This is a genomic window from Parabacteroides sp. KHUB-03, assembly GCF_056640975.1.
Map to the genome: position 1 here is coordinate 1,814,520 of NZ_CM153257.1, position 21,072 is coordinate 1,835,591.

General features: G+C 37.9%; 18 protein-coding genes and 3 tRNA genes. 13 read left to right on the top strand and 8 right to left on the bottom strand.

Translation table 11 applies throughout. The features are described from left to right. Positions 1–54 precede the first annotated feature (54 nt). From ACYIB7_RS07865 to ACYIB7_RS07890, 6 genes are all read left to right on the top strand, one after another. Positions 55–2,373 carry a patatin-like phospholipase family protein gene (locus ACYIB7_RS07865; protein ID WP_103982427.1) on the top strand — a complete coding sequence of 773 codons (2,319 nt, stop codon included), beginning with the start codon at positions 55–57 and terminating at the stop codon, positions 2,371–2,373. A 76-nt stretch (positions 2,374–2,449) separates the two neighbouring features. Next, a tRNA-Arg gene (locus ACYIB7_RS07870) sits at positions 2,450–2,526 on the top strand. Between the two features lie 34 nt (positions 2,527–2,560). Beyond that, a tRNA-Arg gene (locus ACYIB7_RS07875) sits at positions 2,561–2,637 on the top strand. A 34-nt stretch (positions 2,638–2,671) separates the two neighbouring features. Then, positions 2,672–2,745 (top strand) — tRNA-Arg (locus ACYIB7_RS07880). Positions 2,746–2,827: 82 nt separating this feature from the next. Next, on the top strand, positions 2,828–3,742 hold the full coding sequence (locus ACYIB7_RS07885; RefSeq protein ID WP_200817934.1) for an ABC transporter substrate-binding protein: 915 nt from the start codon (positions 2,828–2,830) through the stop codon (positions 3,740–3,742). Beyond that, positions 3,739–5,094 carry an ATP-binding cassette domain-containing protein gene (locus ACYIB7_RS07890; protein ID WP_103982428.1) on the top strand — a complete coding sequence of 452 codons (1,356 nt, stop codon included), beginning with the start codon at positions 3,739–3,741 and terminating at the stop codon, positions 5,092–5,094. Before ACYIB7_RS07885 ends, ACYIB7_RS07890 begins: the two co-directional genes overlap by 4 nt. Here the strand turns inward: ACYIB7_RS07890 and ACYIB7_RS07895 are convergent. Further along, positions 5,091–6,593, bottom strand: coding sequence for a PAS domain-containing sensor histidine kinase (locus ACYIB7_RS07895; protein WP_234999272.1), 1,503 nt, complete (start codon positions 6,591–6,593; stop codon positions 5,091–5,093). The two genes, ACYIB7_RS07890 and ACYIB7_RS07895, sit on opposite strands and share 4 nt — an antisense overlap. A gap of 160 nt (positions 6,594–6,753) precedes the next feature. On the opposite strand from ACYIB7_RS07895, the gene ACYIB7_RS07900 reads away from it, so the two are divergent. Beyond that, entirely contained in the window at positions 6,754–8,874 is a 2,121-nt protein-coding gene (locus ACYIB7_RS07900; RefSeq protein ID WP_480336686.1) for a Tex family protein, read from the top strand. A 2-nt stretch (positions 8,875–8,876) separates the two neighbouring features. After that, positions 8,877–9,374, top strand: a complete 498-nt coding sequence (gene ybaK / locus ACYIB7_RS07905; protein ID WP_099465669.1) for a Cys-tRNA(Pro) deacylase — start codon at positions 8,877–8,879, stop codon at positions 9,372–9,374. A 3-nt stretch (positions 9,375–9,377) separates the two neighbouring features. On the opposite strand, the gene ACYIB7_RS07910 is transcribed toward ybaK, so the two are convergent. Together ACYIB7_RS07910 and ACYIB7_RS07915 are read right to left on the bottom strand one after the other, a co-directional pair. Further along, complete coding sequence (locus tag ACYIB7_RS07910) at positions 9,378–9,944, bottom strand: cob(I)yrinic acid a,c-diamide adenosyltransferase (RefSeq protein WP_103982431.1); 567 nt, start codon at positions 9,942–9,944, stop codon at positions 9,378–9,380. A gap of 1 nt (position 9,945) precedes the next feature. Continuing rightward, a complete protein-coding gene (locus ACYIB7_RS07915; RefSeq protein ID WP_480336688.1) occupies positions 9,946–11,262 on the bottom strand; it encodes a cobyrinic acid a,c-diamide synthase CobB in 1,317 nt (438 codons plus the stop codon). Between the two features lie 190 nt (positions 11,263–11,452). Between ACYIB7_RS07915 and ACYIB7_RS07920 the strand changes: the two genes are divergently transcribed. Continuing rightward, positions 11,453–11,599 (top strand): hypothetical protein, encoded by a 147-nt coding sequence (locus tag ACYIB7_RS07920; protein ID WP_234999273.1) that lies wholly within the window; start codon positions 11,453–11,455, stop codon positions 11,597–11,599. Between the two features lie 4 nt (positions 11,600–11,603). Here ACYIB7_RS07920 and panB read toward each other — a convergent pair whose 3' ends face one another. After that, entirely contained in the window at positions 11,604–12,431 is an 828-nt protein-coding gene (gene panB, locus ACYIB7_RS07925; RefSeq protein WP_480336690.1) for a 3-methyl-2-oxobutanoate hydroxymethyltransferase, read from the bottom strand. 182 nt (positions 12,432–12,613) lie between these two features. Between panB and ACYIB7_RS07930 the strand changes: the two genes are divergently transcribed. The 4 genes from ACYIB7_RS07930 (at position 12,614) to ACYIB7_RS07945 (ending at position 16,054) form a co-directional block, all read left to right on the top strand. After that, positions 12,614–13,150: a GNAT family N-acetyltransferase gene (locus tag ACYIB7_RS07930; protein ID WP_480336692.1), complete on the top strand. Its 537-nt coding sequence runs from the start codon at positions 12,614–12,616 to the stop codon at positions 13,148–13,150. 65 nt (positions 13,151–13,215) lie between these two features. Then, entirely contained in the window at positions 13,216–14,223 is a 1,008-nt protein-coding gene (locus tag ACYIB7_RS07935) for a virulence RhuM family protein/type II toxin-antitoxin system death-on-curing family toxin (RefSeq protein WP_234999276.1), read from the top strand. A gap of 1 nt (position 14,224) precedes the next feature. Further along, the gene (locus ACYIB7_RS07940) at positions 14,225–14,689 is read left to right on the top strand and encodes an alanyl-tRNA editing protein (RefSeq protein ID WP_103982435.1); all 465 of its coding nucleotides are present in this window, start codon (positions 14,225–14,227) and stop codon (positions 14,687–14,689) included. A 93-nt stretch (positions 14,690–14,782) separates the two neighbouring features. Continuing rightward, positions 14,783–16,054 carry a phosphoglycerate kinase gene (locus tag ACYIB7_RS07945; RefSeq protein WP_103982436.1) on the top strand — a complete coding sequence of 424 codons (1,272 nt, stop codon included), beginning with the start codon at positions 14,783–14,785 and terminating at the stop codon, positions 16,052–16,054. A gap of 75 nt (positions 16,055–16,129) precedes the next feature. Here the strand turns inward: ACYIB7_RS07945 and ACYIB7_RS07950 are convergent, their stop codons facing one another. The 4 genes from ACYIB7_RS07950 to ACYIB7_RS07965 form a co-directional block, all read right to left on the bottom strand. Beyond that, complete coding sequence (locus ACYIB7_RS07950) at positions 16,130–16,933, bottom strand: endonuclease/exonuclease/phosphatase family protein (RefSeq protein ID WP_234999274.1); 804 nt, start codon at positions 16,931–16,933, stop codon at positions 16,130–16,132. Between the two features lie 173 nt (positions 16,934–17,106). Next, complete coding sequence (gene guaD, locus ACYIB7_RS07955; RefSeq protein WP_103982437.1) at positions 17,107–18,408, bottom strand: guanine deaminase; 1,302 nt, start codon at positions 18,406–18,408, stop codon at positions 17,107–17,109. Between the two features lie 20 nt (positions 18,409–18,428). Further along, positions 18,429–19,325 carry a cation diffusion facilitator family transporter gene (locus ACYIB7_RS07960; RefSeq protein ID WP_103982438.1) on the bottom strand — a complete coding sequence of 299 codons (897 nt, stop codon included), beginning with the start codon at positions 19,323–19,325 and terminating at the stop codon, positions 18,429–18,431. A gap of 124 nt (positions 19,326–19,449) precedes the next feature. Then, positions 19,450–20,775 (bottom strand): PhoH family protein, encoded by a 1,326-nt coding sequence (locus ACYIB7_RS07965; RefSeq protein ID WP_103982439.1) that lies wholly within the window; start codon positions 20,773–20,775, stop codon positions 19,450–19,452. Positions 20,776–21,072 lie beyond the last annotated feature (297 nt).

Consider the following 21,072-nt stretch of genomic DNA (forward strand, 5'->3'; position numbering starts at 1 on the left):
ATTACATAAAATAACCTGTACATTTGAATCCATAAACAGAGTTGAAGCATAAATATGAAGCAAATTACAATCCTCATAGCCTTTTTTTTTACACTTATACACCCATTATCGGCTCAGAAAGTAGGTTTGGTACTTAGTGGCGGTGGAGCTAAGGGAGCCGCACATTTGGGAGTAATAAAAGCATTAGAAGAAAACGGGATACCTATAGATTATATAACCGGAACATCGGCCGGCGCAATTGTGGGAAGTCTTTACGCTATGGGATATACGCCCGAAGAAATGTTAGAGTTGATGTTATCTAAGGAATTTAGCTATTGGCAAAGCGGAACCGTGGAAGAAAAATATATCTATTACTTTAAAGAACCCTATCCTACTCCCGAGTTTGCTCATTTTTCAATAGATATGTCCGATTCTCTACAGATTAAAGCCAGTTTTTTGCCGCAAAGCCTGATCAATCCAATCCAGATGAATCAGGCCTTTATGGCATTGTTTTCGCAAGCAACGGCAAAAGCCGGATGGAATTTCGATAATTTGTTTGTTCCTTTCCGGTGTGTGGCATCCGATATTTATACTAAAAAAGCTATTGTATTTAAAAATGGAGATTTAGGGGATGCTGTTCGTGCTTCAATGACATTTCCCTTCTTCTTTCAGCCTATCTGGAAAGATAGTGTACCGCTTTTTGACGGAGGTATTTATGATAATTTCCCCGTTAATCCTATGAAAGATGCTTTTCATCCTGATTTTATATTTGGCTCTGTTGTGGCGGGGGGAAATAATAAGCCGTCCAGCAATGCTTATAGTCAATTGGAAACGATGATTATGCAAAAAACAGATTATGATGTGCCGGAAGATGAAGGTATGATGATTAAGTTTAATTTTCCCAATGTCTCATTACTAGATTTCCAAAAATCAAAAGAATTGATGGATATTGGATATAAACGGACTATGTCTATAATTGATTCCATCAAACAACGTGTACCGAGAAGAGTCTCTCTGGATAGTCTGAATATGCGTAGAAAGGTATATAAAGAGAATCTTCCTCCCCTGATCTTCCAGAACATCTATGTTACAGGTGTTTCGGAATCTCAGCGTAAATATATAGAATCACAGTTGCATAGAGACATTAATCGTGAATTTTCGATGGAAGAATTCAAGCGCGCATACTTTAAGATGCTCACTTATTCAAAGATAAAAGAGATTATGCCTCATGCGGTATACAACAGGAAAGAAAAGAAATTTGACTTGTATCTGGATGTGAAGATGAAAGAAGAAGTCTCTGTCGGTTTTGGCGGAAATGTATCGTCTCATCAGGCCAATCAGTTATATTTAGGACTTGGGTATCAATATTTGGGGCGTTTTGCCGCAGATGTGAATACAAACTTCCAGGTAGGTAATTCTTTTAGCGGAGTAATGTTGAACGGACGTGTCTATCTTCAGTCACGTATTCCATCCTATGTAAACTGGCAAGGTGTATATTCGGAAAGAAGGTTTTCGGAAAGCCAGTCTTTGTTTTATGAAGATGTTGTTCCTTCGTTCATAAAACAAAAAGAGTTATATATGAAACTTAAACTGGGCTTTGCCTTTTTAACGAAAGCTAAAGCTGAAATAGGTTTTGCTTACGGACAATTGAACGATTATTATCTGCAAACGTCGAAAGTGGCTTTTCCTGACGCATCATTTGATCGTAGCAGGTATGATTTATTCAGTGGTTCTTTAAGCATTGAACAAAATTCATTGGATTCGAAACAGTTCCCCATTAGCGGACGTCAGCAGTTTGTCATTGCCCAATATGTTACAGGGATAGAGAAATATCAACCGTCTGCGAATAAGTCATTAAAAGAGCCTTTCGAGCAGACAACTCATAGTTGGTTGCAAATGAAAGGCCGTTGGTTATGGTATCAACATTTAAATAATCTCTTTAATATGGGATATTTGGCAGAGATGGTAATTTCCAGTAAAAACCTGATGAATAATTACACATCTTCTGTTTTGCAAGCTCCGGCATTCACTCCTACTCCTCACAGTAAAATTGTGTTTAATGAAGCATTCCGGGCAAATCAGTATGTTGCAGTGGGAGTTTCTCCTATTCTTAAGTTCAGCAAGTTGCTGCATTTAAGATTAGATATGTATGGATTTGCTCCTTTGTATGAAATCAAGAAAAGAGTGATTCCCATAAATGATACATATATAGGTGTACCTTATTATGGTAAATTTCTTCATTCGTTTGATTATATGGGCGAAGCAGCTCTGGTATTACAATTACCATTCCTTTCTATCAGCTTGTATGCTAATGGATATAGCTATCCAAGTAAGAATTTCAATGTTGGGTTAAACATTGGTTACTTAATATTTAACCCTAAAATGTTAGACTAGGAAGACAAAAAACAGGATGAAATATTTGTATATATAAAAGAAAAGTCTACCTTTGCACTCGCAATCAAGAAATAATGGCCGCGTAGCTCAACTGAATAGAGTAGCTGACTACGGATCAGCCGGTTACAGGTTTGAATCCTGTCGCGGTCACCATTTCAAGATCAAGTTTAAACATAAATAGAAGATTGGCCGCGTAGCTCAACTGAATAGAGTAGCTGACTACGGATCAGCCGGTTACAGGTTTGAATCCTGTCGCGGTCACCATCTCGAATCAAGTTTAAACATAAATATAAAGATTGGCCGCGTAGCTCAACTGAATAGAGTAGCTGACTACGGATCAGCCGGTTACAGGTTTGAATCCTGTCGCGGTCACAGAAAAGTTCCAGAGATTGATATTCTCTTGGAACTTTTTCTTTTTCTACTATTTATTACCTTTGCCGTAAACTTTTTGTTTATGAAGTATCTCTGTCTGTTTATAGTTTTATTATACATTGCCGGGTGTAAAAAAACAGAAAAAGGAAAGGAACAGGATGTTATACGTGTTTCTGTTTTGAAAGGGCCTTCTGCAATTGCTTTTGCCCAATGTTTAGAATTTCCACCCGTAGTTAATGGAAAGGCAGTGTCTATTACTATTGCTGATTCTCCTGATATTATACAGGCATCTTTGATTAAGGGAGAAGCAGATATTGCGGTACTTCCTATGATAAGTGCTGCTAATTTATATAATAAAGGAATTCGTTATCCTTTACTAGGCTGTCCTTTATGGGGCACACTTTATTTAATAGGTAAAAATTTTCCTTCTTCTAAGAATGAATTGTACTTGTTTGGTACAGGTACAACTCCTGACATTTTGACTCGTTATTATTTAGATCGTAAAAGGTTGACATATTCCATGAATTATTCATTCAGTACGGCGCCGGAAGTATTGCAGGCTCTACTGGCCGGCAAAGCTGAAATGGTTGTTTTGAGTGAGCCTTTTGTCAGTATGGCTTTGCGAAAAGATACAACATTACGTATCATCGGAGATTTGAATAATCCTGAAGGTTTATCTCCGGAATTCCCTCAAACTGCAATAGTCTGCAATATTTTACTTTCAGAAGATGCTTCACAGTTAGACAGTATATTACGAGCTTCATGCCAATTTGCTGTGGAACACCCTGTAGAGGCAATCAGAATATTGGAAGAAAGACATGTGTTTGCTCCCGGAATGCTTACTCCGGAATGCATAGAACGTTGTAAAATTTATTACCAAACAGCAAAAGAAGCACAACAGAGTATCGATTCTTTTCTTCGCTTAATAGAGCAATATGAACCCAAAGCTTTAGGTGGTAGATTGCCGGATAGCAGTTTTATATCAAAAAGAGAATGAAAAAAAAGATAACTATATTATTTTCTATATTTCTATTGTTGATCGGATGGGAAGTCTTTGCCTATATATTGGACCAACCGGAGCTTATCCCTACCCTTCCGCGGTTAATACATACATTGACTGAGTTATTATCTGCAGAAACATTTTATTTTTCTATAGGAGCTACAATTGCCCGGGGAATAATCGGTATGGTATTATCGTTGGCTGTAGCTTCGGTATGCGCTAGCTTGTTTGCCCGATATGAGTTATTATATGAGCTATTCCGCCCATTACTGATCATTATGCAATCGGTACCTGTTATCTCTTTTATTTTACTTGCACTTATCTTTTTAAATCCGGAGAGTATTCCGCTAATGATCGCTTTTCTAACTATGTTTCCTTTACTCACAGAAAATCTGACGAAAGGAATACGTAATTTGCAATCGGGATTTTCTGTGATGGCTTCATTATTTCATATAGGGAGATATAATACTTTGGTACAAGTGATCTATCCGCAGTTGAAACCATTTCTTTATAGTGGACTGGCTTCTGCTGTTGGTTTCGGGTGGCGGGCTATTATTATGGGGGAAGTACTTTCTCAATGCACATTCGGTATTGGTAGTGAAATGAAACGTGCACAAAGTTTTATTGCTGTTCCCGAGTTAATGGCGTGGACAATTGTTGCTATTCTTGTCAGTTTTCTTTTTGACAAAGGAATCAATTGGCTTTCTGTCAGAAAAATAAATATTCGCTTCTCTTCATCTGTAAAAAGGGAAGAATATAATCTTTCCCCTATCTTGGTATCTGAAGTAGGATATAAATATGGTTTTTACTCTTTTTCTTATACATTTGAACCGGGAAAGATTTATGGTATATCCGCGCCGTCAGGAGCAGGAAAAACAACATTGCTGAATTTGGTAAACGGAACATTAATACCGGTTCGTGGTAAAATAACAGCGAATCTTAATTATGGTATAGCATCTGTCTTTCAGGAACCGGAACTTTTACCGTGGCTTACTGTTTCAGAAAATATTGCTTTGCCTCTTGCCCGTTTGATACCTCAAAGTCAAGTACTGCAACAAATAAAAGAAATTCTGAAAGAAATGCAATTAAATGATGTAATAGCTTCAGTCTATCCAGGATCACTTAGTTACGGTCAGCAACAACGGGTTGCCATAGCCAGGGCATTGCTGTATCGATCTCCTTTAATTCTTATGGATGAACCTTTTAAAGGGTTAGATGAAGCCGTACGTAACAGTATTATTGAATATATAAAGTCCAGACAGAGAAAGAGTGGGCAAATCATTATATTTACATCACATAATGTTGATGAATTAAGACGTCTGGCTGATCAAATCATCTGCTTGAACTAATTGCTCTTAATCGGATGGCAAGGTATTGTAAACCAAAATGTTGAACCTTTTCCTTCTTCAGATTCAACCCCTATTTCTCCATTTAATATGTGAATTATGGTTTTACAGATAGAAAGTCCTAATCCTGTACCTTGTTTGAAATTATTTAATTTCACAAAACGTTCAAATATGGTATTCCGTTTTTCTTCAGGTATTCCTATGCCTGTATCTGTTACGTACACATAAATACCTTTTTCAATTACTTTATAACCAAAACGGATAGATCCTTCCGTTGTAAACTTGATTGCATTGGAGAGGAAATTACTTAATACCTGCGTTAATCGTGTCTTTTCTGAAATAATGCTGTAATTGGAATCCGTATTTTCGAATATGACTTTTACACCAGGCTCGACACGCATCTTGAAAGTGTATTCTTGTGTAGCAAATAATTCATTTAAAGAGAAAGATGAATAAATAAATTCCAATTTTCCTGATTCAATCTTAGAAATATCCAATATGTCCCCTATCAACTGTAACAGAAACTCATTGCTTGATTCTATAATTTTCAGATACTCTTGCTTTTCTTGAGGATTTTCTGTCTGAGCCATTAATGTGGAAAAACCAACAATGGCATTCAGGGGTGTACGTATCTCATGACTCATGTTGGCAATGAAGGCAGATTTCATACGATCGCTCTCTTCTGCTAACTGTTTAGCTCTCATGTCTTCTTCATGACGTTTGTCTGCTGTGATGTCCCGAAGTATGCCAATTGATTTATAAGGGCGTTTATCTTGGTCGTATTCATAAACTTCTCCTACTTTTTCATACCATACATATTCATCTTCCGTAAAGAAATTGCATCGGAAACTAAAACGAAGCGTATCTTGTTTTCCTGAAATAAAATCGACTGTTTGATCATGATACATCTGTTGGTCGTCAGGGTGAATTTTATCAGTAAAACTTTCATGGGTAATAGAAATCTGCTTGATTTGCCCGTTGTCCACTATTGAAATCTCTGCCGTGTTATTAATCATATCCCATACCCACGGATATATTCGCCCAGCCTGACAAGACATAGCCAGCCGTTTATTATATCGATGCAATTCGTCCTCGGTTTGACTTTGTTTTGTAATATCCCACGATATTCCCAATAGATAAGGAGGTTTTCCTTCTCGTGGAACAAGTGTTTTGATAGTATCTATGGAGCGTAAGAGCCCTTGGGGATCGATTATCTGTTCTACGAAATGCTGCATTCTCCCTGTACTTACAATTTCCATGTCTTTATCACGAAATGCTTGTGCGGTTACAGGATCAATAAATAAATCAAAATCTGTTTTACCTTCGACTTCATCATGATAGCGTCCGTACAGCATATTCATCATAGGACTGGAATATACGTAACGGAAATTATCTCCTGTGTCTTTCACAAACAAGTACATGGGAACAGTATTGACTATGTTAGACAATAAGCTGGAGAGGTCTTTGTAAGACTGTTTTAAAGAGTTATTTATTTTATTCACACTTCTGATGATATTTGTTGTTTATCAAGGTATATCGATTGGCAAATCTAATAAATGAACGTGAAAGGAACAAATATTCAGGTTAAGAACTAATCCGGCAAAACAGAATTAAAATGCAATTGTTATCTTTGTAGTACGAATCATAAATAAAATTACAATTATGCTATTTCATGCGCTTATTTCGCGTTTATTAAATATTCCGGCAGGACAAGTTGAAAGAACAATAAGGTTGATAGATGAAGGAGCTACAATTCCTTTCATTAGCCGTTATCGTAAAGAAGCGACAGGTGGTTTGGATGAAGTGCAAATCAGCAATATCAAAGATCAGTTAGATAAACTGACAGAGATAAAAAAGCGAAAAGAGACAATCTTAAACTCAATAGAAGAACAAGGAAAACTTTCACTGGATTTAAAAAAACGTATTGAAGATTCATGGGATAGTACGGAAATAGAAGATATTTACCTTCCTTATAAACCCAAACGTATTACTAAGGCTGAAATAGCCCGTAAAAAAGGTCTGGAACCCTTGGCTAAAGTAATAATGATGCAAAACGAAAGCCGGCTTTTTGATCGCGTTAAAGATTTTGTGAAAAATGAAATTAAGAGTGTAGAAGATGCTTTACAAGGTGCGCGCGATATTATAGCCGAATGGGTAAATGAAAACGAGGATGCTCGTAATACAGTGCGAAATTCATTTAGTCATACAGCTGTTATTTCTTCAAAGGTAGTAAAAGGTAAAGAAGAAGAAGGCACTAAATATCAAGACTATTTTGAATTTAGCGAACCTTTGAGCCGTTGTTCCTCCCATCGGTTGTTGGCCTTACGCCGCGGAGAAGCAGAAGGAATACTCCGCATAAGCATATCACCGGATACAGATTCTTGTCTGGATAGATTGAAAAGACGTTTTGTGAAAGGGCGTAATGATACTTCTGACCAGGTGGCTGAAGCCATAGATGATTCTTTTAAACGATTGCTTAAACCATCCATAGAAACTGAGTTTGCCAATTTAAGTAAAGCTAAAGCGGATGAAGAAGCTATTCGTGTATTTGCAGAAAATTTGCGCCAATTACTTTTGGCTCCTCCTTTAGGCCAAAAGCGTGTATTGGGTATTGATCCTGGATATCGTACCGGTTGTAAGTTGGTTTGTCTGGATGCACAAGGCAATTTGTTACATAATGAAGCTATTTATCCGCATCCGCCACAGAATGAAAAGAACAAAGCTGCATCCAAAGTATCTCAATTAGTAACAACATATGCTATTGATGCAATAGCGATTGGTAATGGAACTGCCAGCCGTGAGACAGAGCAGTTTATTACTAATATTCGTTATGAACGAAAGGTTCAGGTATTTGTAGTAAGCGAAAACGGGGCATCTATCTATTCCGCATCAAAAACCGCACGTGAAGAATTTCCAGAATACGATGTTACGGTGCGTGGTGCTGTCAGTATAGGACGCCGATTGATGGACCCTTTAGCCGAGTTGGTAAAGATTGATCCGAAAAGCATTGGTGTAGGGCAATATCAGCACGATGTGGAACAAAACGCATTAAAGAAAAGTCTTGATCAGACTGTAGAGAGTTGTGTAAACCTGGTTGGCGTAAATGTAAATACAGCCAGCAAACATTTACTGACATACGTATCTGGATTAGGACCAACATTAGCACAAAATATTGTAAACTATAGAACTGAACACGGCCCTTTTACTTCTCGCAAAGAGCTTTTAAAAGTTCCCCGTATGGGAGATAAAGCATTTGAACAAAGTGCCGGATTCCTTCGTATACAAGGTGGCCGAAACCCATTGGACAATTCGGCCGTACATCCGGAAAGTTACCCCATTGTAGAGCAAATGGCAAAAGATTTACAATGTTCTGTAGCGGAACTTATTTCGAACAAGGAGATAAAGAATAAATTGAAATTAGATAAATACGTTTCTGATAAAGTTGGTATGCCTACATTACTGGATATTATGGAAGAACTGGATAAACCGGGGCGGGACCCTCGTCAGACCATCCAGGTTTTTGCTTTTGATCCGGATGTTAAAACAATAGAAGATTTGAAAGAAGGGCAAATATTACCGGGTATTGTTACTAATATTACAAATTTCGGATGTTTCGTAGATATTGGTATTAAGGAAAACGGCTTAGTCCATATCTCGGAGTTAGCTGATAGATATGTTAGTGATCCTACACAAATCGTATCCATTCATCAACATGTAAAAGTAAAAGTACTTAGTGTGGATTTAATTCGTAAACGTGTGCAATTGTCTATGAAAAGCTTGTGATTATGAAAGAGAAGATAAATAAAACCAACGTAGCGCGGCTGCTTGACAAGGCAAAAATTGCTTATCAGTTAGTACCGTATGAGGTAGACGAGAACGATCTGAGCGCTATTCATGTAGCAGAACAACTGGGTGAAGACATTGAACAAGTATTCAAAACGTTAGTTTTGCATGGTGATAAAAGTGGCTATTTTGTATGTGTTATTCCCGGAGATCATGAAGTTGATTTAAAAAAAGCAGCAAAAGTATCCGGCAATAAAAAGTGTGAGATGATTCCTATGAAAGAACTACTACCTTTAACCGGTTATATTCGCGGCGGCTGTTCTCCTGTTGGTATGAAAAAACATTTTCCAACCTACATTCATTGTACGGCTCCACAATTTGATAAAATATATGTAAGTGCCGGGCAACGTGGACTGCAAATACAAATCTCCCCTACCGATCTGATCAAGGAAACCCAGGCTACAGTTGCTGATCTGATTGCTGTGTCGGAAGAAGAATAGCTTTTACCGGCCTCGTTTATAAAGAAACGAGTGCCAACGTTCTTCTGTTCCACCCTGACAGAATATGTCATACCGTGCCATAGCGAAAAACAAATCGGATAAGCGATTTACGAACTGCATGATAAGAGGAGGAACCGGATCTTTACGATTCAATGTACATAAACGGCGTTCGGCTCTACGTACAATTGTACGGGCCAAATGCAAATGTGCGGATACAGGAGTACCTCCCGGCAATACGAAATAGCTGTTCTCTCCCATTTTTTCTGACAACATATCTATCTGTTTTTCACAAAAAAGGACTAGGTCTTCTGATATTTTATTAGGATTCTTTGCCCGGATTGTAGAAGGAGTTGCCACATTAGACATAACTGTCATCATTTCTCTTTGAATTCTTCCCAACAATTCCTGCCAGTCATGTTCGCCAGGAAGTAATGTCCGGACAATCCCTATCTGGGCGTTCAATTCATCCAATGTTCCATTGGCTTCTATCCGTATGTCATCTTTATCCACCCGCTCTCCACCATGAATGCCGGTATGACCTTTGTCTCCACCTCTTGTATAAATTCTCATTTTATTTTTCTTTCAGATAATTAATAAACCAAGTATTTAAGGATGAATCTCCCCAATATAAGTGAGTATAACCGGCCAATACATTTTTATAACGATATAACGGAGTATCTGCCTCCTTCCCTTTTGCCGTATAAGCTTTTGCTACCGAATGTAAAGTATCTGCCAGTGGGAATGTGTGAGAATAGTGAAACTCGTGTCCTTTTAATTCATATCCATTATACAGTAAAGTGCGATAACCCAGAGTTAGTTTCATATTTTCCATTGTTGCTTTTTGAGGCAATAGGTCAGCCATCGGATAGCTTTTTCCATCCATTCCTACTATATGTTTGCAGAGATACATCATTCCCCCACACTCGGCAAGCAGCTTTCCTCCGTTTTCAGCATAAGATTTTATTGACGCCAGCATAGAATAATTTTTACTGAGCTTTTCAAGAAATAATTCCGGATATCCTCCCGGCAAATAAACGAAGTCGGCTTCTGGCAGACATATATCTTTTAGTGGGCTGAAATAGGAAATATTCCCTATGCGGTTCAAAAACCGGAGGTTTTCTTCGTATGCAAAATTAAATGCTGCATCCTGAGCAACAGCAATACGGAAGTTTTCATTTATTGGTGCAATATTTTCTTTAATTTCAGAAAGTACATTGCATGGCGTTAACTCAAGTAGACGATCTATGTTTACATGTTGTTCTACGATGTCAGCTATTTGATCGGCAAACGATTCAAAACAGAAATCATTTTCCAGCGAAAGTCCTAAATGCCTGCTGGGAATATTTATATCCGGCTGCTTAGGTAAATATCCCAGAGCTTCTACTCCAACGTCCTTGCAAGCCTGCTTCAAATATTCGTAATGTGTATCAGACGACACAAAATTAAAGACAACACCAACCACTCTGACTCCTTTGTAAAAGTGTTTGAAGCCGTATAAAAGGGCAGCGGAAGAATATGCTGTACTTTTAGCATTTACAATTAAAATAGCTGGAATATCCAATAAATGTGCAACTTCGGCACTGCTTCCTTTCATACCGTCAAAACCGTCAAACAGTCCCATAACTCCTTCGGTTATTGCAATATCGGCATCAGATGTATACCGGCTATATAGTTCTTGCATGTGTTTTTCGGACATCATAAAATAGTCCAGATTTACAGATGGGCGTCCTGATGCCATTGTATGGTGCTGGGTGTCGATATAGTCCGGTCCGCATTTGAAAGGTTGTACTTGCATACGGCGTTTCTTCAATGCCCGTAATAATCCTAATGTAAAAGTAGTCTTTCCACTCCCAGAAGAAACTCCTCCGATTAGTAAATGATATTTCATATCGTACATTTTAAGCAAATATAGACAAAATTCATTTTATAGTAACATCCTTATATTACCTATTATCTGGCAGATTTGATCTTCAAGGACAGGGATATTATCAGGAATAACCTTAGCTTTGAATTTTTCGATTATAAACGTAATCCTTCTTTTTTTGGCCTGTATATATATTGTCAAGCAAAATCTTGGTGTGAGAGTATTTATAGATTATAACTGTTCTCCTTCCCGGTTTGTTTCTTATTCGACTAACCAGGAAGGAGAAGCAGTACAATATGAAACTCATAAAACATTAAACGCCTTAGCTTTAGGAGCTTCGGTTAATGTTATGTTGTGGTAAAAGTCTAGTATTGTTCTTTTTCGTTTGGAAAATCTTGTGTTTTCACATCCTCTATGTATGCTTGTACGGCACGGGTTATATCTTCGGCAAGGTTTGCATAACGACGTAGAAAACGAGGCGAGAAACCTTGATTTATACCTAACATGTCATGCATTACCAAGACTTGCCCGTCTACTCCATTTCCCGCACCAATGCCAATAACCGGAATTGTTAGTTCGGAAGCTACACGAGCAGCTAATGCAGCCGGTATTTTTTCTAATACCAAGGCAAAACAACCTACTTCCTCTAATAAATGAGCATCATCAATTAGTTTTTGGGCTTCTGCCTCTTCACGGGCACGAACAGTATAAGTACCAAACTTATTAATGGACTGAGGAGTTAATCCCAAATGCCCCATAATAGGAATGCCGGCACATAAAATACGTTCAATAGACTCTTTTACTTCCGACCCTCCTTCCAGTTTGATACAATCGGCATGTGTTTCTTTCATTACACGGATGGCAGAAGCTAATGCTTCTTTGGAATTCCCCTGATAGGTTCCGAACGGCAGGTCTACAACTACAAGAGCACGTTTAACCGCTTTCATCACGGACTTACCATGATAGATCATCTGATCCAGCGTAATTGGTAAGGTTGTTGTGTTACCTGCCATTACATTAGAAGCGGAATCTCCCACCAAAATTACATCCATACCTGCCTGATCTATAAGTGTAGCCATTGAAAAATCGTAAGCTGTCAGCATTGAGATTTTTTCTCCGCGCTGCTTCATTTCCATCAGGCGATGGGTTGTTACCTTTCTATTATCCTCTAAGTCCCTTTTTGCAACTGACATAATTTTTTCTTTTAGTGTTACAGTCGGCAAAGGTACGGATAATACTTTTACAAAATATAAATAAAGAAAAATCATCAGTATCACTTTTATAAATCATCCCGATCATTTTATAAAATCATCGGGATAATTTTTACCGGACAAAATAACCTTATATCTTTGCTTTTATAATATGAGAATGAGATATGAAAGCAAAAATCAATGAAAACTATTCAATCCGCGAAGCAACTTTGGAAGATGCAAAAACAATCTGGCAGGCAATAGATTTGCATAGGGATTATCTGAAAACATGGTTGCCATTTGTTCCTAAATTGCATACGGTTGAAGATGAAGCAGTTTTTCTGCATGCAACTCTATCTGTTCCATATCAAGACAGAAATATTGTATTTATGATAGAGAAGGGAAAAGAGTTTTGCGGTCTTATCGGTTTTGTAAATACGGATAATGTTAATCACCGGACAGAGATTGGCTATTGGTTGTTGCCTGAGTATCAGGGACAGGGAATAATGACACAAAGTGTAAAATACCTTAGCCGATGGGCTATCCGCGAACGAAATATGCACCGTGTCCAGATATGTTGTGCTGTAGGTAATCATCCTAGTAACGCAATCCCCCAACGCCTTGGTTTTAAAATGGAAGGTACCATCCGTCATGGAGAACTATTATCTTCCGGCGAATATGCAGATATAAACATATATAGTATTTTGGAGAGAGAAATATAATTTTGAAAACAATTATGGAACAAGAGATCCAACTTAACGAACACAACAAACAAGAATATCCACCTATGCACACCATTGATTTTAACCCATCCTTAAACGATATTATCATTTATCAAACGGAAGATGGAGAAATCAAGCTGGATGTTAAAATGGAAAAAGATACCGTTTGGTTGACGCAAGCGCAGATGAGCGAGTTATTCCAAACAGACCGTACATCTATTGTGCGTCATATAAACAACATTTACAAGAGCCATGAACTAGAGATAGAACCAACCTGTGCAAAAATTGCACAAGTTCGTACAGAGGGGAAAAGGAAAGTAACCCGATATATTCCTTTTTACAATTTAGACATGATAATATCGGTCGGTTATCGAGTTAATTCAATACGTGGTACCCAATTCCGTATCTGGGCCAACAAAATATTGAAAGACTATCTTATTAAAGGTTATGCCATCAACCAAAAGATAAAATTAGAACATTATCAAGAGCTAAAAGACATCGTTCGTATCCTCGGTAATACGCTCAAAAACCAAGAACAGCTAACATCCGACCAGTCCAAAGGTTTATTAGCTGTCGTAACCGATTATGTCTATGCCCTCGATACTTTAGATAAATACGATTATCAGCAACTCATCATCGAGGATACGACAAAAGGAGATAGATTTCATGCCACATATGAAAACGCAATAGAAGCCATTCGAAGCCTAAAAGGGAAATTCGGGGAAAGCGAACTGTTTGCACATGAAAAAGACCAATCATTCAAAAGTTCGATTTCAACCATTTACCAGACATTCGATGGCATAGAACTTTATCCCAGTATTGAAGAAAAGGCAGCCATGCTACTTTATCTGGTAACAAAGAATCATTCTTTCAGTGATGGTAATAAACGAATTGCAGCTATGCTATTCCTTTGGTTCATGGAAAACAACGGAATACTCTACCATCCAAGCGGAAAAAAACGTATCGTTGATAATACATTAGTCGCCCTCACCTTAATGATTGCAGAAAGCCGTACAGAAGAAAAAGACATTATGGTAAAAGTAGTAGTAAATTTAATCAATCAAAATAATTAATATGGAACAAGAGATCCAACTTAACGAACACAACAAACAAGAATATCCACCTATGCACACTGCCGAACATATTTTAAATCAGACAATGGTGCGTATGTTTGGGTGTCCGCGCTCAAAGAATGCACATATCGAGCGGAAAAAGAGTAAATGCGACTATCAACTTACGGAAGAACCTTCTGCGGAGATGATGGCGGAAGTAGAACAACAGGTCAATAATGTAATTGATCAACATTTGCCTGTAACAATAGACTATATGTCTCGTGAAGATGCCGGAAAAATTGTAGATTTAAGTAAATTGCCCGAGGAAGCAAGCGAAACACTACGTATTGTAAGGGTTGGAGATTATGATGCTTGTGCCTGTATCGGGACTCATGTAAACAACACATCCGAAATCGGCCATTTTAAATTGCTTAATTATGATTATGCCGAAGGGCGGCTTAGATTGAGATTCAAACTGACCGAATAATTATATAAATGTAACACCTAAATAAAATATTTTTGCGTAAGTTTGCACGCGGTTAAACGATACATTTTAATACTGAATTTAAATACAATAGTTATGCAAACAATTGACAATTTCAATTTTGCCGGAAAAAAGGCATTTGTAAGAGTTGACTTCAATGTTCCTTTGGATGAAAACTTCAACATCACAGACGATACTCGTATGCGCGCTGCTCTTCCTACTTTAAAGAAGATATTGGCTGATGGTGGTAGTGTAATTATCGGTTCTCACCTGGGCCGTCCAAAAGGCGTTACTGACAAGTACTCTTTGAAACATATTCAGAAACACCTCTCCGATTTATTAGGTGTAGAAGTTCAGTTTGCTAATGACTGTATTGGCGAAGAAGCCGGCGCTAAAGCAGCTGCTTTAAGACCGGGCGAAGCATTGTTGCTTGAAAACCTTCGTTTCTACGCAGAAGAAGAAGGCAAACCGAGAGGTTTGGCTGAGGATGCTTCCGATGAAGAAAAGAAAGCTGCCAAGAAAGCCGTTAAAGAAAGCCAGAAAGAATTTACAAAGAGATTAGCTTCTTATGCTGATTGCTATGTAAATGATGCATTCGGTACAGCTCATCGTGCGCATGCTTCTACGGCATTGATTGCAGACTACTTCGATACAGACAATAAGATGTTCGGTTACTTGATGGAAAAAGAAGTGAAAGCCGTTGAAAAAGTAATGAACGACATTGCGCGTCCGTTTACAGCTATCATGGGTGGTTCTAAGGTTTCTTCAAAAATCGAAATCATCGAAAACCTGTTGAATAAGGTAGATAACCTGATCATCACTGGTGGAATGACTTATACTTTCACTAAAGCACAAGGTGGCAAGATTGGTAATTCTATTGTTGAAGACGATAAGTTGGATCTTGCTCTTGATCTGATAAAGAAAGCAAAAGAAAAGGGTGTGAATCTTGTATTGGCCGTTGATGCTAAAATAGCCGATTCATTTAGTAACGACGCTAAAACTGCTTATGCGAACGTAAATGAAATTCCTGATGGTTGGGAAGGCCTTGATATAGGTCCTAAGACGATAGAAATCTATGCCGATGTTATCAAAAAGTCTAAAACAATCCTTTGGAACGGTCCTACAGGCGTGTTCGAATTTGAAAACTTCACAGACGGTTCACGTGCAGTAGGTAACGCTATCGTAGAAGCTACTAAGAATGGTGCTTTCTCATTAGTAGGCGGAGGCGATTCTGTAGCATGTGTTAATAAGTTCGGTTTGGTAGATGGTGTGTCTTATGTATCTACAGGTGGTGGTGCTTTGCTGGAAGCAATCGAAGGTAAAGTTCTTCCGGGTATTGCTGCTGTTAAGGGCGAATCTTATAAATAAGAAAAGTTCATATAAATAAAATAAGGGTAGACATCACGTCTACCCTTATTTTTTCTCCCCCTAATAAATCTATTGTTAGAGCTTTATGTCTGTAACAAGCGGCAAGTGGTCTGACGCCATTGGTTCATTAATAGACACGCTCTGAGTAACGTTATATTTGTAACCTTTCTGCTTCAATCCCCAAACATAATCCAAGCATACTCTCGGAGTGTCAGATGGATAAGTAATGAAGCTTTCGCTACTCAATAGATCAAATTTACTTTTCATGATCTCTACCGGCTTACTACCCGGTTTCGCATTGAAGTCTCCCCCTATCAATACTGGTTTCTTTATCCCTTCTAACTCTTTAATTAAAATACCGGCCGATGTTACACGGTCTTTTTCTACCAACGAAAAATGCGTACTGCATACAACATAATCTTTAAAATCTGAAATGATTAATAAACGGGGTTCTTCATCGCCGGGCAAAGGTACTTTCCGGATACTTTCCGGTTTGGTTCTGGTAAGCATACCTATGCCATATTTGCCTTTGGAACGGTCTACTGCATGACCGAAGATTGGGTACATACCTGTTAATTCCGATAATTGCATAATTTGATTTGCCCAATTAACCCTTTCTGTTACACTATCCACTTCCTGAAGAGCAACAACGTCTGGATTAACACGTTTGATTACTTCTGCAACCCGTGCAATATCTACTTCGTTATCCATCCCTATGCCAATACGGATATTGTAACTCATAAAACGTAATGAAGATGGAGCTTTAGGCTTAATATCGCCATAAGATACTTTATCACGTACATCCTGCGCATATATTCCATTCAATGAAGAAAAGCCTACTAAAGCAACAGCCAATGTTTTGAATAGTGATTTAATCATAATAGTATTCTCCTTTTTGAAACATTCAGTTATCTATTCTTAAACCTAACCAACCTATTATATTTAAATATAACACCTTTTATATTGTAAAACATTTTACAATAACAGACGGACAAATATAATTAATTTATTTATTAAAGCAAATATGTTAGGTGTATATTTTAAATAGATTGCTAAACCTGGACACCCATTAAATAAGTAGCCTGAATAGCGCGGTCATCTCCTAATATCTGTAAACCGAAGAGTTTATTTTCTATGTTCCATTTTCCAATACGTACCAGATGCTCTTTGCGTAATTGCTGGGATGAGGTAGAAGCATAATCCACTACAATGAAATCGGCATTACAACCGGGTTTAAAATTTCCTATCTCATTTTCCAGATGTAAAGCTTTTGCACAGCCTAATGTACATTTGTATAATAATTCCAACGAAGATATAGGATAGCCGTTTAATTGCTGTACTTTGTAGGCCTCGCCCATAGTACGCAGCATTGAAAAGGAAGTTCCACCTGCTACGTCGGTGGCTAATGTAGTTTGCAAATTATAATAATTGGCTTGGGGCATATTGAATAGTCCGCTTCCTAGGAATAAATTGGAAGTCGGACAGTGAGCTATAATAGCTTTGGCAGAAGCCAAACGTTCACATTCTTTTGCTGATAAATGAATACAATGTCCGAAAACCGTATGATCTGTCAGCAATCCTGTTCGTTCGTAAACTTCCAGGTAATCCGAGTGTTCCGGGCATAATGAAAGCACGGAAGCTATCTCGTCTTTATTCTCTGATAAATGGGTTTGTATATAGGTATCCGGATATTCGGCATGCAAACGTCCGGCACTTTCTAATTGGTCCAGCGTACTGGTGATAGCAAAACGAGGAGTAATGACATACCGGTTACGTCCTTTCCTATGCCATGATTCTATTAATGAACGCGTTTCTGTTTCTCCTTTTCCGGTTGTGTCTAATATGTTTTCGGGGGCATTTCGGTTCATCAGTACTTTACCTGTCAGCATACACATATTGTATTCGGATGCTACGGCAAAAAGGGATTCTACCGATATAGGATGTACAGTTGCATAGGCCATACATGTAGTCGTACCATTCTTTAATAGCTCCCGGATGAAAAAACGAGCTATTTGTTCGGCATGTTCAGGTGAAGAAAATGCTTCTTCGGCCGGAAAAGTATAATCATTCAGCCAATCCAACAACTGGCAACCATACATACCTATAATTTCTGATTGGGAGTAATGAATATGCGAGTCGATAAAACCCGGCATAATCAATTTACCCGAATAATCTGTTACGGGGATTCCCTGATAACGGGTATGTATTACATCATAATTACCTGACTCTACAATCTTCCCTTCGGAAACTACTAGTATTCCGTCCGGGTAGTAATAATAAGCATCTTTCCTTTCTAATGGAGAATCTGTAAAATAAAAAACTTCTCCACGAAATAACTGTATGTCTTTATTCATCTTCTACCTCGTCTAAATCTTTATTTTATTGGTTCTACGTGTAAACCGATATGAGTAGCAGAACCAAATCGTTGGCGAAGCTTTCTTTCTATTTCACACATAATTGTATGAGAACGTGCAACTGTCATTTGGCCATCCATACGAATGTGTATTTCAATTGCAATATCATTCCCTATGCGGCGCGTGCGCAAATTGTGAGGATTTTTTACCTCCGGAGATTCAGTAACTATAGAAAGAATTTCGTCTTCGACCTCTTTTGGCAACGACTTTTCTAATAAATCATTAATAGCCGGCATTACCAATTCAAATGAAACCTTAACAATGAAGATACTCACTATAACGGCAGCTAATGGATCCAAAACGCGCCATTTCTCACCTAAAAGAATTGCTCCACCAATACCTACCATGGTCCCTATAGATGAAAAAGCATCCGAACGGTGATGCCATGCATTAGCAATAACTGCCTGACTGTTCTGGCGTTTACCTACTAAGATTGTATACTGATAAAGTGCTTCTTTTATGATAATTGAAACAATGGCAGCTATCAACGCAATGTTACCGGGACTTTCCAATGTTTCGCCTCTGAAATAAAAGTCGTATATCTTATTGGCTCCTTCCCAAAAGAGCCCTACTCCTACACATAACAAAACAATACCGATAATTGATGTGGCTAATGTTTCATATTTACCATGTCCATAGTCATGACTTTCATCTTTCGGCTTGGAAGATATATTAACGAAAAGCAATACAATCATATCCGTAACAAAATCGGATAACGAGTGTACGGCATCTGCAATCATAGCACTACTATGCCCTGCAAATCCGGCAATAAATTTAAAGATAACTAATAGAAAGTTCCCTACGGAGCCAACCAACGTCACCTTCATTATTTCTTTTTTACGAGTTTGAATTTCCATAATAAAGACATTAAATAGAGCTCCAAAGATAGGGAATAGTTAGGTGGGAATAAATAACAGTTGACATGTAAACGGCAAAAAGAGCTTCTCAACTCAACCATTTCCCATGTCAACTGTATAATTTTTAAAGCAAATCTGATGCCAATTCGGATAATTGGCTGCGTTCTCCTTTTATAAGGTTGACGTGAGCAAATAATTCTTGTCCTTTCATTTTATCAACCATATAAGCTAAACCGTTACTCTGGGCATCCAAATAGGGCGAATCAATTTGTTGGATATCTCCGGTGAATACCATTTTTGTGCCTTCTCCTGCACGGGTAATAATTGTTTTTATTTCATGAGGAGTTAAGTTTTGAGCTTCGTCTATAATACAGAATGTCTCAGATAAACTGCGTCCGCGGATAAATGCTAGTGCTTCGATGACCAGTTGATTATTCTTTTGTAAATCATCAATCTTGCGCGTATCCGGGCTTCCGGGTGCAAATTGGGCTTTAATTACATTCAAATTGTCGAACAAAGGTTGCATATAGGGAGCTACTTTCTGTTTTTCATCCCCCGGAAGGAATCCTATATCTTTATTTGCTAAAGCCACTATGGGACGAGCCAGTAATATCTGCTTATATGTATTTGCCTGTTTTAAGGCAGAAGCTAAAGCTAGCAAAGTCTTTCCGGTACCTGCCTTTCCTGTTAATCCTACCAGTTTAATATTCGGATCATTCAATATTTCAAAAGCGAAACTTTGTTCCGCGTTACGAGGTTGAATACCGTAGTTTGTACCTTTGTCTACCTTCTTTATTTTATCCGTAAACGGATTATAACGAGCTAGTACAGAGTTTCGTACACTCTTTAATATAAAGCATTCATTCGGGTCTAGTTTTGATTTGATTTCCAGTAAATCGGAATCAACACCGTCTGCTGAAGAATATATTTTATCAATTAAATCGGGATCAATATTCTCATAAGTATCCTGGGCACGTTCAAAAATATCTACATTAATTACTTTATCCGTAATATAGTCTTCAACCTGAATACCCAGTGAACGAGCTTTCATCCGTAGGTTTACATCTTTGGTAACAAGTATTGTTTTGATCTTCGGATTCTTTTCCGCAATAGATAATGTGCAGGAAAGAATGCGGTGGTCTGCCGTCTTTTCCGGAAATGAAAGAGCTATTTTCTCCTGGTATTTATCCCCGGTTACAACATGAAGTGTTCCTTTTCCCGGTCCTAATGAAGCTCCTTTCAAAAAGAGATCGTTGCTGGTTAATGCATCCAGTTCGCGTACAAATTCACGCGCATTATAATTTATCTGGTCGCTTCCCTTTTTAAACTTATCCAGTTCTTCAAGCACCACAATAGGTAAATAAATATCATTCTCCTGAAAGTTCTCAATACATTTGTAATCGTGCAGGATAACATTGGTATCCAGCACAAAATTCTTCTTTGCTCCCATAACCTTTCGATTTAATGATTATTCAACATTGAACGACAAAACATGAATGTTCCTAAAAGAACATATATTATCTGCGTTCCCTACAAATATACTTATTTTAAAATATGAATGTTCGTTAGAATGAAAAGTTTTATAGGAGAAAACTATCTTATAAAGCTTATTTATCTTATTATGCCGGCATTTTAATGACATTAACAGTCTGTTTTATTTTTTCTTCGTGAATTATTAACCGGCTCACAGATATGAAGAGATTAAATCACAGGTGCAAGCCGGTTAAAGGTTCTACTTTCACTCTTC

Coding starts and splice junctions, on each gene's coding strand:
- ACYIB7_RS07865 (WP_103982427.1), top strand. CDS start 55: ATGAAGCAAATTACAATCCTCATAGCCTTTTTTTTTACACTTATACAC.
- ACYIB7_RS07885 (WP_200817934.1), top strand. CDS start 2,828: ATGAAGTATCTCTGTCTGTTTATAGTTTTATTATACATTGCCGGGTGT.
- ACYIB7_RS07890 (WP_103982428.1), top strand. CDS start 3,739: ATGAAAAAAAAGATAACTATATTATTTTCTATATTTCTATTGTTGATC.
- ACYIB7_RS07900 (WP_480336686.1), top strand. CDS start 6,754: ATGCTATTTCATGCGCTTATTTCGCGTTTATTAAATATTCCGGCAGGA.
- ybaK (WP_099465669.1), top strand. CDS start 8,877: ATGAAAGAGAAGATAAATAAAACCAACGTAGCGCGGCTGCTTGACAAG.
- ACYIB7_RS07910 (WP_103982431.1), bottom strand. CDS start 9,944: ATGAGAATTTATACAAGAGGTGGAGACAAAGGTCATACCGGCATTCAT.
- ACYIB7_RS07915 (WP_480336688.1), bottom strand. CDS start 11,262: ATGAAATATCATTTACTAATCGGAGGAGTTTCTTCTGGGAGTGGAAAG.
- panB (WP_480336690.1), bottom strand. CDS start 12,431: ATGTCAGTTGCAAAAAGGGACTTAGAGGATAATAGAAAGGTAACAACC.
- ACYIB7_RS07930 (WP_480336692.1), top strand. CDS start 12,614: ATGAAAGCAAAAATCAATGAAAACTATTCAATCCGCGAAGCAACTTTG.
- ACYIB7_RS07935 (WP_234999276.1), top strand. CDS start 13,216: ATGCACACCATTGATTTTAACCCATCCTTAAACGATATTATCATTTAT.
- ACYIB7_RS07940 (WP_103982435.1), top strand. CDS start 14,225: ATGGAACAAGAGATCCAACTTAACGAACACAACAAACAAGAATATCCA.
- ACYIB7_RS07945 (WP_103982436.1), top strand. CDS start 14,783: ATGCAAACAATTGACAATTTCAATTTTGCCGGAAAAAAGGCATTTGTA.
- ACYIB7_RS07950 (WP_234999274.1), bottom strand. CDS start 16,933: ATGATTAAATCACTATTCAAAACATTGGCTGTTGCTTTAGTAGGCTTT.
- guaD (WP_103982437.1), bottom strand. CDS start 18,408: ATGAATAAAGACATACAGTTATTTCGTGGAGAAGTTTTTTATTTTACA.
- ACYIB7_RS07960 (WP_103982438.1), bottom strand. CDS start 19,325: ATGGAAATTCAAACTCGTAAAAAAGAAATAATGAAGGTGACGTTGGTT.
- ACYIB7_RS07965 (WP_103982439.1), bottom strand. CDS start 20,775: ATGGGAGCAAAGAAGAATTTTGTGCTGGATACCAATGTTATCCTGCAC.